The sequence below is a fragment of the Streptomyces sp. NPDC001507 genome (assembly GCF_042894765.1).
Taxonomy (GTDB): domain Bacteria; phylum Actinomycetota; class Actinomycetes; order Streptomycetales; family Streptomycetaceae; genus Streptomyces.
This window is the reverse complement of the sequence record NZ_JBIAVV010000016.1, coordinates 171,288-185,000: the sequence shown is the minus strand read 5'-3', so window position 1 is coordinate 185,000 and position 13,713 is coordinate 171,288. Positions and strand designations below refer to the sequence as shown.

The window sequence follows — 13,713 nt, the reverse complement described above, 5'->3', positions numbered from 1 at the left end:
CTCAGGTGCGTTCGCGGGTGCGTGTCGAATACAGCTGTGTCACGGCGGGCACCGACGCCACGTCCGCGTACCGGGGTACGGTTCGGGACCAGTGGTAACAGCCGCGGATCCAGCCGGTCATGCCCTCCACGTACTCGGCGCCCGCGGGGCTCAACTCCGGTTCGACCTCCGCGTGGAGCCGCTCGAACTCGCGGATCGTGCTGTTGATCCGCCGGATGGCCAGGACGACGGCGGCCTGCAGGGAGCAGCGGTGTTCGCGCTGGTAGGCCAGGGCGAGGTTGATCATTTCGCCCGCGCGCTGTTCTTTCACGGCGGAGAACAGGTCGGCCGTCCAGACCGCCGCGTCGGCCGAGAGCCTCCTGAGCCGCCGTACGGCCGGGTGGTCGATCTCCGCGGGGGTCGGATCGGCGGATGCCGCGGCCTCGTACAGCGGGTAGAACGGCTCGACACCCGCGGTCAGTGACCGTATCGAGGCGCAGTCTCCCGTGCGCAGGGCCACGGAGTGGGTCTGGGCCACGGCTTCGTACAGCAGGCCGTGCACGTATTCCCGGCTGTGCGAGGCCCACCGTGCCGCCTGATCGGGCGTGCACCGCTCCTGCACCTGCCGGTACAGGTCGGTCAGGGCCGCTCCGAGCGGTGTGCTGGGCGCACAGCCGTCCCGCAGGACGGCGATGCTCTCGCACAGCATGGGCACGAGCGCAGCCGGGGAGTGCCGGCCGATGTCCTCCGCCCGGTCGTCGAAGACGAACTGATAGGCGATCTGGTGGGCCACGATGCGCAGGATCCCGGGGTCCACGGCGGGGCTCGTGAACGACGCGAGCTGGGCGGGGCGAGTGCGGGTGATCATCGCCGCCACACCCGGTTCCGCGGTCAGCCCCCAGGTACTCAGCCATATGTCCACACTGGCCGAGGCCTCTCGTTCATGGGGGTTGCGCCGGAACGGAAACGGCATGTGCAGGTGGGTGTCGATGAGGTCCTTGAGGCTGGCTGTCACCTGTCCGTCCGGTCCGCCGAACGCAACTTCCTCATGCGTTGTCGACACCGTGGTCACCTGCCGATCGGTAGTCCGGGGCCTGTCGAGCCTGTCGGGTGCAGACCGCGCGGCGCGGGAGCGGAGGGCGGGACGACGATGTGTCCGGCGGCCGGTGCGGACGGGTCTCGCGGAGCATGACCAGCGAGCGCGGCCCCAGCGTGATCGCGGGGCGCGGTGCCCGGTCGACATACCCGGGCAGATGGCGCAGGCGGACGCGGCCTGCGATGGTGGCGAGCGCCACGGTGACCTCCACCATGGCGAACTCGTCGCCGAGGCATTTGCGGTTGCCCGCGGAGAACGGCATCATCGCGCGCCGCTGTGCGGCGGTGGGCCGGCCCGGCAGCCAGCGGTCGGGGTCGAAGCGCTCCGGGTCGGGGAACGACGACGGGTCGTGGTGGAGCAGGTAGGGGCTGTAGAGCACGGTGGCTCCGGCGGGCAGCCGGCGGCCGGCGAGTTCCGTCTCCCGGGTGGCGACGCGGGTGAAGAGCCAGCCGGGGGAGGAGTGCCGCAGCGTCTCGGAGACCACGCACCGGGTCTGGACCAGGTCCGGCAGATCGTCCGGGCCGGGCAGGCGGCCGCCGGGCAGGACGGTGTCGAGCTCGGCGTGCAGGCGCTGTTCGGCCTCGGGATGGCGGGCCAGCAGACTGAAGGCCGCGGCCAGGGACAGGGCCGAGGTCTCGGCGCCGGTGAGCAGCAACGTGATCAGGTGGTCGTGGATCTCCTGGTCGGTGCGGGCGGGGGTCTCGCCGTCGCCGTGGGGGGCCGCCAGCAGGGTGCCCAGGACGTCGTCGCGGGCGGCGCCCCGGCGGCGCTCCGCGATCACCGCGTCGATGATCGCGTGCAGGCGGGCGAGCGCCCGCCGGTAGCGGCGGTTGGCCGGGGTCGGGAGCCGGAACAGCACGTCGACCGGAACGACCGTGCGGACGAACAGGCCGCGGACGACGTCGGCGAGACAGTCCCGCACCTGGGCGGCGGTCGTGTCGTCCAGCGAGTCGGAGAGCAGGACCCGGCTGATCACGCGGGTCGTGAGGGTCGTCATCGCCTCGGTGACGGGAACCGTCCCGCCCGCCTGCCACCCCTCGCACACCGACTCGGCCTCCTCGGCGACGAGTTCCGTGTAGGCGGCGGCGTGGGAGGGACGGAACGCCGGCTGCAGCAGCCGGCGTTTGTCCCGGTGCGCGGACTGACGGCAGGTCACCAGTCCGTCCCCCATCAGATGGCCCAGCCTGTCGTACAGCGGGCCCCCCTTGTCGAAGGTGTGCGGGTCCATGAGCATCTCGTGGGCCAGCTCCGGGTGGCACACCATCCAGGCACGGCGGGGGCCAAGCCGTATCTCGACCAGATCCCCGTGCGCGGGCAAAGAATTGAGAAAAGCCAGCGGGCGACGGTATAAGGCGATACCGTGGCCGAGGAGTGGGAATATGCCGGGAGCAGTACCTGTCGTCCACGTTCGTTTCTGTTCAGACACGGCACCGTTCATGGAAACCTCCTGCCCAGTACGACATGTGAAATGAACGAACTTGCTTCGAGGCTGACAGTCCGAGACAAGTCCTGCCCAGTTCAATCACGTCAGGGTTTCCGGAAGCCTTTCTCCAAAGGGGCGCACAGGGGCACGTTGAAGCAGAAAGCCCATGCGGTGGAGACCTCTTGATGCATGAGGCATCGACTGTGATTCCTTTTGTCACTCCCGTGCGGTTCCATCCCGTGCCGCCTTCCGGCCAGGACCGGCGGGAAAGCGGCGGCGGCCGAGCGGACCCGCCGGTTCTGGGCGTCGGCCTTCGCGGTCGCTTGACCTGTCACGGCCGCGGGCCGAGGATCATGAGTCATGACGCAGGGACAGGGCAGCACGGTGGACGGGGTGCTGCGGCGCAGCGCCCGGCGCACTCCCGCGCGGGTGGCGGTGCGGTACGGCGAACGGCGCTGGACGTACGAGGAACTCGACGACGCGGTCTCGCGCGCGGCGAGCGTCCTGCTCGGCCAGGGCCTCGACCGCGGTGACCGGGTCGGCACCTACGGACACAACTCCGACGCCTACCTGATCGCCTTCCTCGCCTGCGCCCGCGCGGGCCTCGTGCACGTCCCGGTCAACCAGAACCTGACAGGCGACGACCTCGCCTACATCGTCGGCCAGTCGGGCAGCTCGCTGGTGCTGGCCGACCCGGATCTGGCCGGCCGCCTTCCCGAGGGCGTACCGGCGCTGCCCCTGCGGGACGCCGACGGCTCGCTGCTGGCCCGGCTCGCGGACGCGGCGCCGTACGAGGGGCCCGAACCGCGCACCGAGGACCTCGTGCAGCTGCTGTACACCTCGGGGACCACGGCGTTGCCCAAGGGCGCGATGATGACCCACCGGGCGCTCGTGCACGAGTACCTGAGCGCGATCGCCGCCCTCGACCTGAGCGCCGGGGACCGGCCCGCACACGCACTGCCGCTCTACCACTCCGCCCAGATGCACGTGTTCCTGCTGCCCTACCTCGCGGTGGGCGCCACCAACGTCATCCTCGACGGGCCCGACGGCGACACCCTCTTCGGCCTCGTCGAGGCAGGGGACGTGGACAGCCTGTTCGCGCCGCCCACCGTGTGGATCGGACTCTCCAACCGGCCCGACTTCGCCACCCGCGACCTCGGCGGACTGCGCAAGGCCTACTACGGGGCATCGGTCATGCCGGTGCCCGTCCTGGAGCGACTGCGCGAACGGCTGCCGGACCTCGCCCTGTTCAACTGCTTCGGGCAGAGCGAGATCGGGCCGCTCGCCACCGTGCTCGCCCCCGAGGAGCACAAGGGGCGGCTGGACTCCTGCGGCCGCACCGTCCTGTTCGTCGAGGCCCGTGTGGTGGACGAGGACGGCGCGGACGTGCCCGACGGCACCCCCGGCGAGATCGTCTACCGCTCACCGCAGCTGTGCGAGGGCTACTGGGACAAGCCCGAGGAGACCGAAGCGGCCTTCCGGGACGGCTGGTTCCACTCCGGCGACCTCGCGGTGCGCGACGCCGACGGCTACTACACGATCGTCGACCGCGTGAAGGACGTCATCAACTCCGGTGGCGTGCTGGTCGCCTCACGGCAGGTCGAGGACGCCCTCTACACCCACGAGGCGGTCGCCGAGGCCGCCGTGATCGGACTGCCCGACGAGCGGTGGATCGAGGCGGTCACCGCCGTCGTCGTACCGCGCGGCGAGATCGACGAGGCCGGGCTGATCGCCCACGTGAAGGAGAAACTGCCCGCCTTCAAGGCACCCAAGCGGATCCTGTTCGTGGACGAGCTGCCCCGCAACGCCAGCGGAAAGATCCTGAAGCGGGAACTGCGGGACCGGTTCGGCCACGCCTCCTGAGGACCCGGGGACGCCGCACCCGGCACGACCCAAGAAGTCCGGCTCCATACCTTGCGCGGCTTCCGGCACCACGTCCGCCGTTCACCGGCGGCGTGCACACAGCAGACATGCGCTGCTGTCTCCCCGTCCCCCTCGGCGCACTCGCGGGCGTCCCCGGCCCCTGCGAGATGCTGCGCTCCGGCTTCCTCCTCGCACCCGCACTGTTCCACTCCGCCACCGCTTCCCGCCCCCGGCACCCCCGCTCGCTCGCCGCCCTCCACCTGGAGCTGGTCACCCTCACCGAGGACCGCGCCGTCATCACCTGGCACACCGCCCTGCCCGGCACCGACGACGGCACCGGCCGGATGCTGCCCGCCGTCACCGAGGGCGAGATCGTGTACGGCACCCACCCGGCCCGCCTCAACCGCACCGCGGGCGAGGACCGGCCCACGGCGCACCACCACGTCGAACTGACCGGCCTGGAACCGGGACAGACGTACTACTACCAGGCCCGCTCCCACGGCGTGCCCGCCACCCCCACAGCGCTGCACCTGGTGCGCGGCAACGCGGCCGGCACCTCCCGCCACGGTCTCGGCACACCTGGCGGCCCCTACTCCTTCACCACCCCGCAGCCCCCGCCCGGCCGCCACCTGCTCTCCCTCGCCCTCTGCAACGACCTGCACATCGGCGAGACCGTCGCCGGTCTCGTGGCCGGCGTCCCCTTCCTGCGCGGAGTGGCGCAACGGACGGGACAGACCCCCTACCCCGAACTCATGAGCCGCGCCGTGGTGGACGAGGCCCGCCGCCGCGGCGCCCAGCTGCTGCTCGCCGCAGGCGACATCTCCGCCGGCGGCGGACCGCGCGACCTGGCGGAGGCCAGACGCATCCTCGACGGCTTCGGCACCCACCGGCGGGACTACTTCGTCGTGCGGGGCAACCACGACCGCGCCGCGGGCGAGGGCGACGCCTTCCACCGCGAGTTCGGCGTACCGGACGGGCCCGGCTGGTTCGAGCACGACGTGGCCGGACTGCGGATCATCGGCCTCGACACCTACGACAAGCAGGGCAACGGCGGCGACGCGGGCGGCCTCGGCGCCGAACAGCTCTCCTGGCTCCGGCGCCGGCTGCGCTCCCACCGCGAACAGCCCACCATGGTCTTCGGCCACCATCCGCTGACCGTGCGGGAGGCCCTCTTCCCGGTGAGCCCGGCGCAGCGCCTCGGCCGCCGCCAGGCCCGCGCGATCCTCCGGGCCTACGCCGCCGCCCCGGGTGTGTTCCTCCACCATGTGGGCCACACCCACCGCAACAAGCGCACCCATGTGCCTCTCGCCCCGCAGGTGACCCTTCAGGAGGTCGGCGCCACCAAGGAATACCCCGGCGGTTTCTTCCTGCTGCGGATCCACAGCGGCGGCTTCGCGCTCAACTTCTTCCGGGCGCGCGCCGCCGAGGCCCTGGAGTGGAACGAGCGCAGCCGCCGGCAGGCCGGGGGACTGTGGCCGTACCACGCACTGGGCCGTACGGTCGCCGACCGCAACAGCGTGGCCGCCCGCGACCTGTCCGGCATCGGCCGCCTCATCCCGCCGTCCGCCCAGTCCGGTTCGCCCCAAGGGATGACGGCGGTCCCGAACCCGCGCCTGGACGTGGCCCAGCGCAGGGCACCTCCGTAGCGTGGCCACATGTCGACCCTGTGGGAACTCATGCATGACTGCATCCCTGACGACCACGCCCGTCAGGTCACCTCCCGCTACTACCTCGACGAGGCGATGCGCTCGCCGCGGGCACCGGACCGGGTGGTCGACCTCGGCTGCGGCCGGGGCGCGTCGGCAGAGCTCTTCCGCAAACACGACTCCGGCGTCCGCTGGGTGGGAGTCGACATCCGTGATTCACCGGAGGCCGCCCAGCGCACCGCCGCGCGCGACAGCGTGGTGTACTTCGACGGCGTCAACCTGCCGTTCCGCTCCGCCGCGGTACCGCTCGTCTACTCCCACCAGGTCTTCGAACACGTGGCCAGGCCCAGGGAACTGCTCGCGGAGGTGAGCCGGGTGCTCCGGCCGGGCGGGCTGTTCATCGGCAGCACCTCCCAGTTCGAGCCCTACCACTCCTTCAGTCTGTGGAACTACACGCCGTACGGATTCCGGGTGCTCGTCGAGGACGCCGGGCTCGCCCTGGAGGAGATCCGGCCCTCGCTCGACGGCGTGACACTGATCATGCGCACCTACCACGGCTCACGGAGGAGGGAGTACGGCCGCTTCTGGCGGACGGAGTCGCCGCTCAACACGGAGATCGACGCCTGGGCCCGCAAGAGCAAGCGGGAGACGGCCCTCGTGAACCTCCGCAAGCTCACGTTCTGCGGCCAGTTCGCGTTCCGGGTGCGCAAGCCGGCCCCGTCTGCCTGACACCGGGAGGCGTTCGCCGAAACCCGTTGCGGCACCGCGCCGCCGTCCCCGAAGATCGGCGCCATGCCCACCTTCACCGCAGCCGACGGTACCCGCCTCGCCTACCACGTCAGAGGGGAGGGCGAACCGCTCGTCGTGCTGCCGGGCGGCCCCATGCGGGCCTCCGGCTACCTCGGGGACCTCGGCGGGCTGACCGCCCACCGCCGGCTGGTCCTCCTCGACCTGCGGGGGACCGGCGACTCCGCGGTGCCCGCCGACCCGGCGTCGTACCGCTGCGACCGGCTCGTCGACGACGTGGAGATGTTGCGCGCCCACATAGGCCTCGACCACATGGACGTACTGGCGCACTCGGCCGGCGCCAGCCTGGCGATCCTGTACGCGGCGGCGCACCCGCAGCGGGTGCGGCGGCTCGCGCTGATCACCGGAAACCCCTCGGCCCTCGGCCTGCGCGCCACCCCCGAGGACCGGCTGGCGGCGGCCCGGCTGCGGGCGGGGGAACCCTGGTTCGAGGAGGCGTTCCCCGCGCTGGAGGCGTGGCTGACCGGCTCCGCGGAGTTCGACGAGGTGTTCATGCCGTTCTTCCACGGCCGCTGGGACGACGCCGCCCGGGCCCACGTCGCGGCCACCGAGAAGCAGACCAACTTCGAGGCGGGCGACCGCTACTTCGCCGAGGGCGCCTTCACCCCGGACGCCACCCGGGCCGCCCTGCGCGCCCTCGCCGCCCCCGTCCTGGTGTACGCCGGTGAACTCGACGGCGGCCCCAGCCCCGCCCTGGCCCGGCGCGCCGCCGAGGCCTTCCCGGCCGCCGAGGTCACCGTGCAGCCCGGCGCCGGCCACTACCCCTGGCTCGACGACCCCGAGTGGTTCGTCCGCCGTACCGTGGCCTTCCTGGACACCTGAGCGGCCCTCGGGTCCTGTGCCCCGAAGGCCGTCAGGAGGCGGTCGCGGGACTGGACCACCGCCCGGACCGGCACGTCCCGGCGCGGACCGCCCCACGGCGGTCGCGCACCCGCACGGGCTACCGGTCGGCGGCCACCGCCACCTCCCGCGCCCACCGGTAGTCCGCCTTGCCGCTCGGCGATCGCCGGATGGTCTCGGCGATCACCAGCTGACGGGGCACCTTGTACCCGGCGAGCCGGCTGCGGCAGTGCGTCTGGATGTCCGTGAGGGAGGGTGGCTCGGCCCCCGTGCGCAGCTGCACCACGGCCGCCACGTGATTGCCCCAGGTGGCGTCGGGAACCCCGGCGACGAGCGCGTCGTACACGTCCGGGTGCGACTTCAGCGCCTGTTCGACCTCCTCCGGATACACCTTCTCGCCCCCCGTGTTGATGCACTGCGAGCCCCGGCCGAGGACGGTGACGACACCCTCCTCGTCGACCGTCGCCATGTCGCCGAGGAGCACCCACCTGCGGCCGTCCTTCTCGAAGAAGGTCTCGGCGGTTTTCACCGGGTCGTTGTAGTAGCCGAGCGGGACGTGCCCGGTCTGCGCGACCCGGCCGACCTCGCCCACCGCCACCGGTTCGTGGGTCGCCGGATCGACCACCAGGGTGCGGGAGTTGACGCGGACGCGGAAGCCGCTGCCGGCCCCGGAGTCGTCGGTCGCGGTGCCGTTGAAACCGGACTCGGAGGACCCGAAGTTGTTCAGCAGCATGGCGTTCGGGACGAGTTCGCTGAACTGCCGGCGCACGGTCTCGGAGAGGATCGCGCCGGAGGAGGAGACGCTGAACAGGGCGGAGCAGTCGGTCCCCTTCAGCGGCCCGCTGAGGGCGTCGACCAGCGGGCGCAGCATCGCGTCGCCGACCAGCGACATGCTGGTGACCTTCTCCTGCTCGACGGTCCGCAGCACCTCCTCGGGCACGAACTTGCGGTGGATCACCACCCGCTGCCCGAAGTTGAACCCGATGAAGGTGGTGAGCGTGGACGTGCCGTGCATCAGCGGGGGAGTGGGGAAGAAGGTGATCCCGCTGCCGCCCGCCGCGACCCGTTCGGCCAGCTCCTCGGGCCGCCCCACCGGCTCCCCGGTCGGCGCGCCCCCGCCCAGTCCCGCGAAGAACAGGTCCTCCTGACGCCACATCACGCCCTTGGGCATCCCGGTCGTGCCGCCGGTGTAGATGATGAACTGGTCGTCCGCCGAGCGCGCGGGGAAGCCCCGTCCCGGCGACCCGGCGGCCTCCGCCTCCGTGAAGGCGAGAGCCCCGAGCCCCGCGTCCACCGGCTCCCCCACCCGCACCAGATGCCGCAGCCCCGGCGTCCGGGGCAGGGCCGCCGCCACCCGGTCGTCGAACTCCGCGTCGAAGACCAGCGCGACCAGGTCCGCGTCCCGGTAGAGGTACACCAACTCCTCTTCGACGTAACGGTAGTTCACGTTGACCGGTACCACCCGCGCCTTCAGGCAGCCGAGCACCGTCTGCAGGTACTCCACCCCGTTGTAGAGGTGCAGCCCGAGATGCTCGCCGGGCTTGATGCCGCTGTCGAGGAGGTGGTGGCCGATGCGGTTGGCGGCGGCGTCCAGCTCCGCGTAGGTCAGCCGGCGCTCCGCACCCGTGCCGGGGTGGTCGATGTACACGAGCGCCTCGCGGTCGGCCGCCACGTCGACGACCGACTCGAACAGATCGGCAAGGTTGTACTCCACCGCTCCTCCTGACCCCGGCAACCGTGACGAAGAAAAAGGCGCACCCGTCCGTTCGCCGGTCATCAGAGCAAAGGGCGCGGCAAGTGTGAAGGGTTCGCGCGACAAAATCTGACTGCCTGTCAGAAAACCCTTGAAGTGCCTCCCCGGCTACTGCAACCTGTTCTCGTTCTGGTGGAGGGGAGGCGATCCCCTCCGGAGGGGAGACGGTCCATGGCTGGGACGGAACACCTCACCGTGCGGCGCGAGGGCGCCACACTCGTGCTCACGCTCAACCGGCCCGAGGCGAAGAACGCGCTCTCGATCTCCATGCTCGTCGGCCTGTACGACGGCTGGATCGAGGCCGACGAGGACGACGGCGTCCGCTCGGTCGTGCTCACCGGGGCCGGGGGCGCCTTCTGCGCCGGGATGGACCTCAAGGCGCTGGCCGGGCAGGACATGGCGGGCGAGCATCTGCGCGACCGGCTGAAGGCCGACCCCGACCTGCACTGGAAGGCGATGCTCCGCCATCATCGCCCGCGCAAACCGGTGATCGCCGCGGTCGAGGGCCACTGCGTCGCGGGCGGCACGGAGATCCTTCAGGGGACCGACATCCGGGTGGCGGCCGAGTCCGCGACGTTCGGGCTCTTCGAGGTCCGGCGGGGGCTGTTCCCGATCGGCGGCTCCACGGTACGGCTCCAGCGGCAGATTCCGCGCACGCACGCTCTGGAGATGCTGCTCACCGGGCGACCGTACAGCGCCCGGGAGGCCGCGGACATCGGGCTCGTCGGGCATGTCGTGCCGGACGGCTCGGCGCTCGACAAGGCGCTGGAGATCGCCGAGCAGATCAACGCGTGCGGGCCGCTGGCGGTCGAGGCGGTCAAGGCGTCGGTGTACGAGACGGCCGAGATGACGGAGGCGGACGGACTGGCCGCCGAACTGAAGCGGGGGTGGCCGGTCTTCGACACGGCCGATGCGAAGGAAGGTGCCCGTGCCTTCGCGGAGAAGCGGCCGCCCGTCTACAAGCGCGAGTGAGGCCCGGGGTGCGTCGGACACTGCGGGCCGTACGTGGCTGCTCGCGCAGTTCCTCCCCCAGCCTTCGGCCGGGGGGCACCCCCAGCGCCCCTGAGAGCAAGGGCGTCGCTCGCACCGACCTTAAGGAGGCAAGCCCCCATGCCCGAAGTCCTCAGAGCACCCCTCGTCGTCGAGTTCCCCTTCACCCGCTCCCTCGGGCCCGTCCAGAGCGCGTTTCTCACCGGGCTGCGCGAACGCGTCGTCCTCGGGGTGAGGACCGGCGACGGCCGCACCCTCGTCCCGCCCGTCGAGTACGACCCCGTCACCGCCGAGGAGATCCGCGACCTCGTGCCCATGGCCTCCACCGGCACGGTCACCACCTGGGCCTGGAACCACGAGCCCCGCCGCGGGCAGCCCCTCGGTACGCCCTTCGCCTGGGTCCTGGTCCGGCTCGACGGCGCCGACACCGCCCTGCTGCACGCCCTCGACGTCCCCGGCCCCGACGCCGTCCGCACCGGGATGCGGGTCCGGATCCGCTGGGCCGAGGAGCGCTCCGGCGCCATCACCGACATCGCCTGCTTCGAGCCGTACGAAGGTGAGGACACCCTCGTCACCGTCCATGCGGGCGAGTTCGAGGACCCGGTGCACGGCATCGTCGCCCACGCCCGCCTCGACTACACCTACTCGCCCGGCCGTGCCCAGTCCGCCTACATCGAGGCGCTCTCCTCCCGGCGGACCTTCGGCGAGCGCTGTCCCTCCTGCCGGAAGGTGTACGTCCCGCCGAGGGGTGCGTGTCCCACATGTGGGGTGGCCACATCGGAACAGGTCGAGGTGGGGCCCGGCGGCACGGTCACCACCTTCTGCATCGTCAACATCAAGGCGAAGAACCTCGACATCGAGGTGCCCTACGTCTACGCCCACATCGCCCTCGACGGCGCCGGCCTCGCCCTGCACGGCCGGATCGGCGGGATCCCCTACGACCAGGTGCGGATGGGACTCAGGGTCGAACCGGTGTGGACCGAGGGGGCCCGCTTCCCCGACCACTACCGGCCCACCGGTGAGCCCGACGCGGACTACGAGACGTACAAGGAGTCGCTGTGATGCGTGACATAGCACTGGTCGCCTTCGCACAGACCGACCACCGCCGCACCAGCGACGACCTCTCCGAGGTCGAGATGCTCATGCCGGTCCTGCACGACGTGCTCGGACAGACCGGCCTGAAGACCGCCGACATCGGCTTCACCTGCTCCGGCTCCAGCGACTACCTGGCCGGCCGCGCCTTCTCCTTCACCCTCGCCCTCGACGGCGTCGGCGCCTGGCCGCCGATCTCCGAGTCGCACGTCGAGATGGACGGCGCCTGGGCCCTGTACGAGGCCTGGACCAAACTGCTCACCGGGGACGCGGACACCGCCCTCGTCTACTCCTACGGCAAGTCCTCACCCGGCTCGGTGCGCGACGTGCTGACCCGCCAGCTCGACCCCTACTACCTGGCCCCCCTCTGGCCGGACTCCGTCGCCCTCGCCGCCCTCCAGGCCCAGGCGCTCATCGACGCGGGGGAGACCGACGAGCCCGCGCTGGCCGCCGTCGGCGCCCGCAGCAGGGCGGACGCGGCAGCCAACCCCCACGCACAGCTGAGGGGTTCGGTTCCGCAGGGGGACTACGCCGTACGCCCCCTGCGCACCGGCGACTGCCCGCCCATCGGCGACGGCGCCGCCGCGGTCATCCTCGCGGCGGGGGAGCGGGCCCGGGAGCTGTGCGACCGGCCCGCCTGGATCCGGGGCATCGACCACCGCATCGAGGCGCACGGCCTCGGCGTCCGCGACCTGACCGACTCGCCGTCCGCGCGGCTCGCCGCCGAGAAGGCCGGCGCCTTCGAACGGCCCGTGGACACCGCCGAACTGCACGCACCGTTCAGCTCGCAGGAGATCGTGCTGCGCAAGGCGCTGCGGCTCGGCGACGACGTGCGGGTCAACCCGTCCGGCGGGGCCCTCGCCGCCAACCCGATCATGGCGGCCGGGCTGATCCGCATCGGCGAGGCCGCCACCCGCATCCACCGCGGCGAGTCCGACCGCGCCCTCGCCCACGCCACCTCCGGGCCCTGCCTGCAGCAGAACCTGGTCGCCGTACTCGAAGGGGATCCGCGATGAGCAAGGAGCCCGTGGCCGTCACCGGGATCGGCCAGACCAAGCACGTGGCGGCCCGGCGGGACGTGTCCATCGCCGGGCTCGTCCGCGAGGCCGCGCGACGTGCCCTCGACGACGCCGAACTGGACTGGGCCGACATCGACGCCGTGGTCATCGGCAAGGCGCCCGACTTCTTCGAGGGCGTGATGATGCCGGAGCTCTACCTGGCGGACGCGCTCGGAGCGGTGGGCAAACCCATGTTGCGGGTGCACACCGCGGGCTCGGTGGGCGGCTCGACCGCGCTCGTCGCGGCCAACCTGGTCGCCGCCCGGGTCCACTCCACCGTACTGACCCTCGCCTTCGAAAAGCAGTCCGAGTCCAACGCCATGTGGGGACTGTCCCTGCCGATCCCCTTCCAGCAGCCGCTGCTGGCCGGCGCGGGCGGCTTCTTCGCACCCCATGTGCGGGCCTACATGCGGCGCAGCGGCGCCCCGGACACCGTCGGCTCGCTGGTCGCCTACAAGGACCGGCGCAACGCGCTGAAGAACCCCTACGCCCACCTCCACGAGCACGACATCACCCTGGAGAAGGTCCAGGCGTCCCCCATGCTGTGGGACCCCATCCGCTACTCGGAGACCTGCCCCTCCTCCGACGGCGCCTGCGCCATGGTCCTCACCGACCGCGCCGGAGCCGCCCGTTCCACGAAGCCGCCGGCCTGGATGCTGGGCGGGGCCATGCGCAGCGAGCCGACCCTGTTCGCCGGCAAGGACGCGGTGTCGCCGCAGGCCGGGAAGGACTGCGCCGCCGACGTCTACCGGCAGGCGGGGATCGCCGACCCGCGCCGGGACATCGACGCCGTCGAGATGTACGTGCCGTTCTCCTGGTACGAGCCCATGTGGCTGGAGAACCTCGGCTTCGCCGACGAGGGCGAGGGCTGGAAACTCACCGAATCGGGGGTCACCGAACTCGACGGTGACCTCCCCGTCAACATGTCGGGCGGCGTCCTGTCCACCAACCCGATCGGCGCCTCCGGGATGATCCGGTTCGCCGAGGCCGCCCTCCAGGTACGCGGCCAGGCCGGAGAACACCAGGTGGACGGCGCCCGGAAGGCGCTCGGGCACGCCTACGGAGGCGGCTCCCAGTTCTTCTCCATGTGGCTCGTCGGCGCCACGGCCCCCGACAACTGAAAGGACCCGTTCACGTGGCCTGTTGAGTGCCGGAAGCGAAAGCTA

Annotated in this window: 11 protein-coding genes; 8 read left to right on the top strand and 3 right to left on the bottom strand. The window is 71.7% G+C overall.

Going from position 1 to position 13,713, the window contains the following annotated elements; translation table 11 throughout:
- Position 1 precedes the first annotated feature (1 nt).
- The gene (locus ACFY0K_RS41600; protein ID WP_390644262.1) at positions 2-994 is read right to left on the bottom strand and encodes a (-)-alpha-amorphene synthase; all 993 of its coding nucleotides are present in this window, start codon (positions 992-994) and stop codon (positions 2-4) included.
- Between the two features lie 31 nt (positions 995-1,025).
- Entirely contained in the window at positions 1,026-2,513 is a 1,488-nt protein-coding gene (locus tag ACFY0K_RS41595) for a cytochrome P450 (RefSeq protein ID WP_390644261.1), read from the bottom strand.
- 345 nt (positions 2,514-2,858) lie between these two features.
- On the opposite strand from ACFY0K_RS41595, the gene ACFY0K_RS41590 reads away from it, so the two are divergent.
- From ACFY0K_RS41590 to ACFY0K_RS41575, 4 genes are all read left to right on the top strand, one after another.
- Entirely contained in the window at positions 2,859-4,361 is a 1,503-nt protein-coding gene (locus ACFY0K_RS41590) for an acyl-CoA synthetase (RefSeq protein WP_390644260.1), read from the top strand.
- Positions 4,362-4,453: 92 nt separating this feature from the next.
- Positions 4,454-6,007: a metallophosphoesterase gene (locus tag ACFY0K_RS41585; RefSeq protein WP_390644258.1), complete on the top strand. Its 1,554-nt coding sequence runs from the start codon at positions 4,454-4,456 to the stop codon at positions 6,005-6,007.
- A gap of 9 nt (positions 6,008-6,016) precedes the next feature.
- Positions 6,017-6,736 carry a class I SAM-dependent methyltransferase gene (locus ACFY0K_RS41580; protein ID WP_390644257.1) on the top strand — a complete coding sequence of 240 codons (720 nt, stop codon included), beginning with the start codon at positions 6,017-6,019 and terminating at the stop codon, positions 6,734-6,736.
- A 63-nt stretch (positions 6,737-6,799) separates the two neighbouring features.
- Complete coding sequence (locus ACFY0K_RS41575; protein ID WP_390644256.1) at positions 6,800-7,636, top strand: alpha/beta fold hydrolase; 837 nt, start codon at positions 6,800-6,802, stop codon at positions 7,634-7,636.
- Positions 7,637-7,754: 118 nt separating this feature from the next.
- Here the strand turns inward: ACFY0K_RS41575 and ACFY0K_RS41570 are convergent, their stop codons facing one another.
- Positions 7,755-9,368, bottom strand: coding sequence for an acyl-CoA synthetase (locus tag ACFY0K_RS41570; protein ID WP_390644254.1), 1,614 nt, complete (start codon positions 9,366-9,368; stop codon positions 7,755-7,757).
- A 210-nt stretch (positions 9,369-9,578) separates the two neighbouring features.
- On the opposite strand from ACFY0K_RS41570, the gene ACFY0K_RS41565 reads away from it, so the two are divergent.
- The 4 genes from ACFY0K_RS41565 to ACFY0K_RS41550 all read left to right on the top strand — a co-directional run bounded on the left by ACFY0K_RS41565 (position 9,579) and on the right by ACFY0K_RS41550 (position 13,668).
- The gene (locus tag ACFY0K_RS41565; RefSeq protein ID WP_390644253.1) at positions 9,579-10,379 is read left to right on the top strand and encodes a crotonase/enoyl-CoA hydratase family protein; all 801 of its coding nucleotides are present in this window, start codon (positions 9,579-9,581) and stop codon (positions 10,377-10,379) included.
- Positions 10,380-10,517: 138 nt separating this feature from the next.
- Complete coding sequence (locus ACFY0K_RS41560; protein ID WP_390644252.1) at positions 10,518-11,459, top strand: Zn-ribbon domain-containing OB-fold protein; 942 nt, start codon at positions 10,518-10,520, stop codon at positions 11,457-11,459.
- The gene (locus tag ACFY0K_RS41555) at positions 11,459-12,505 is read left to right on the top strand and encodes a thiolase domain-containing protein (RefSeq protein WP_390644251.1); all 1,047 of its coding nucleotides are present in this window, start codon (positions 11,459-11,461) and stop codon (positions 12,503-12,505) included. The genes ACFY0K_RS41560 and ACFY0K_RS41555 overlap by 1 nt, the downstream gene beginning before the upstream one ends.
- Positions 12,502-13,668: a thiolase domain-containing protein gene (locus ACFY0K_RS41550; protein ID WP_390644249.1), complete on the top strand. Its 1,167-nt coding sequence runs from the start codon at positions 12,502-12,504 to the stop codon at positions 13,666-13,668. The genes ACFY0K_RS41555 and ACFY0K_RS41550 overlap by 4 nt, the downstream gene beginning before the upstream one ends.
- The last annotated feature ends 45 nt before the right edge of the window (positions 13,669-13,713 follow it).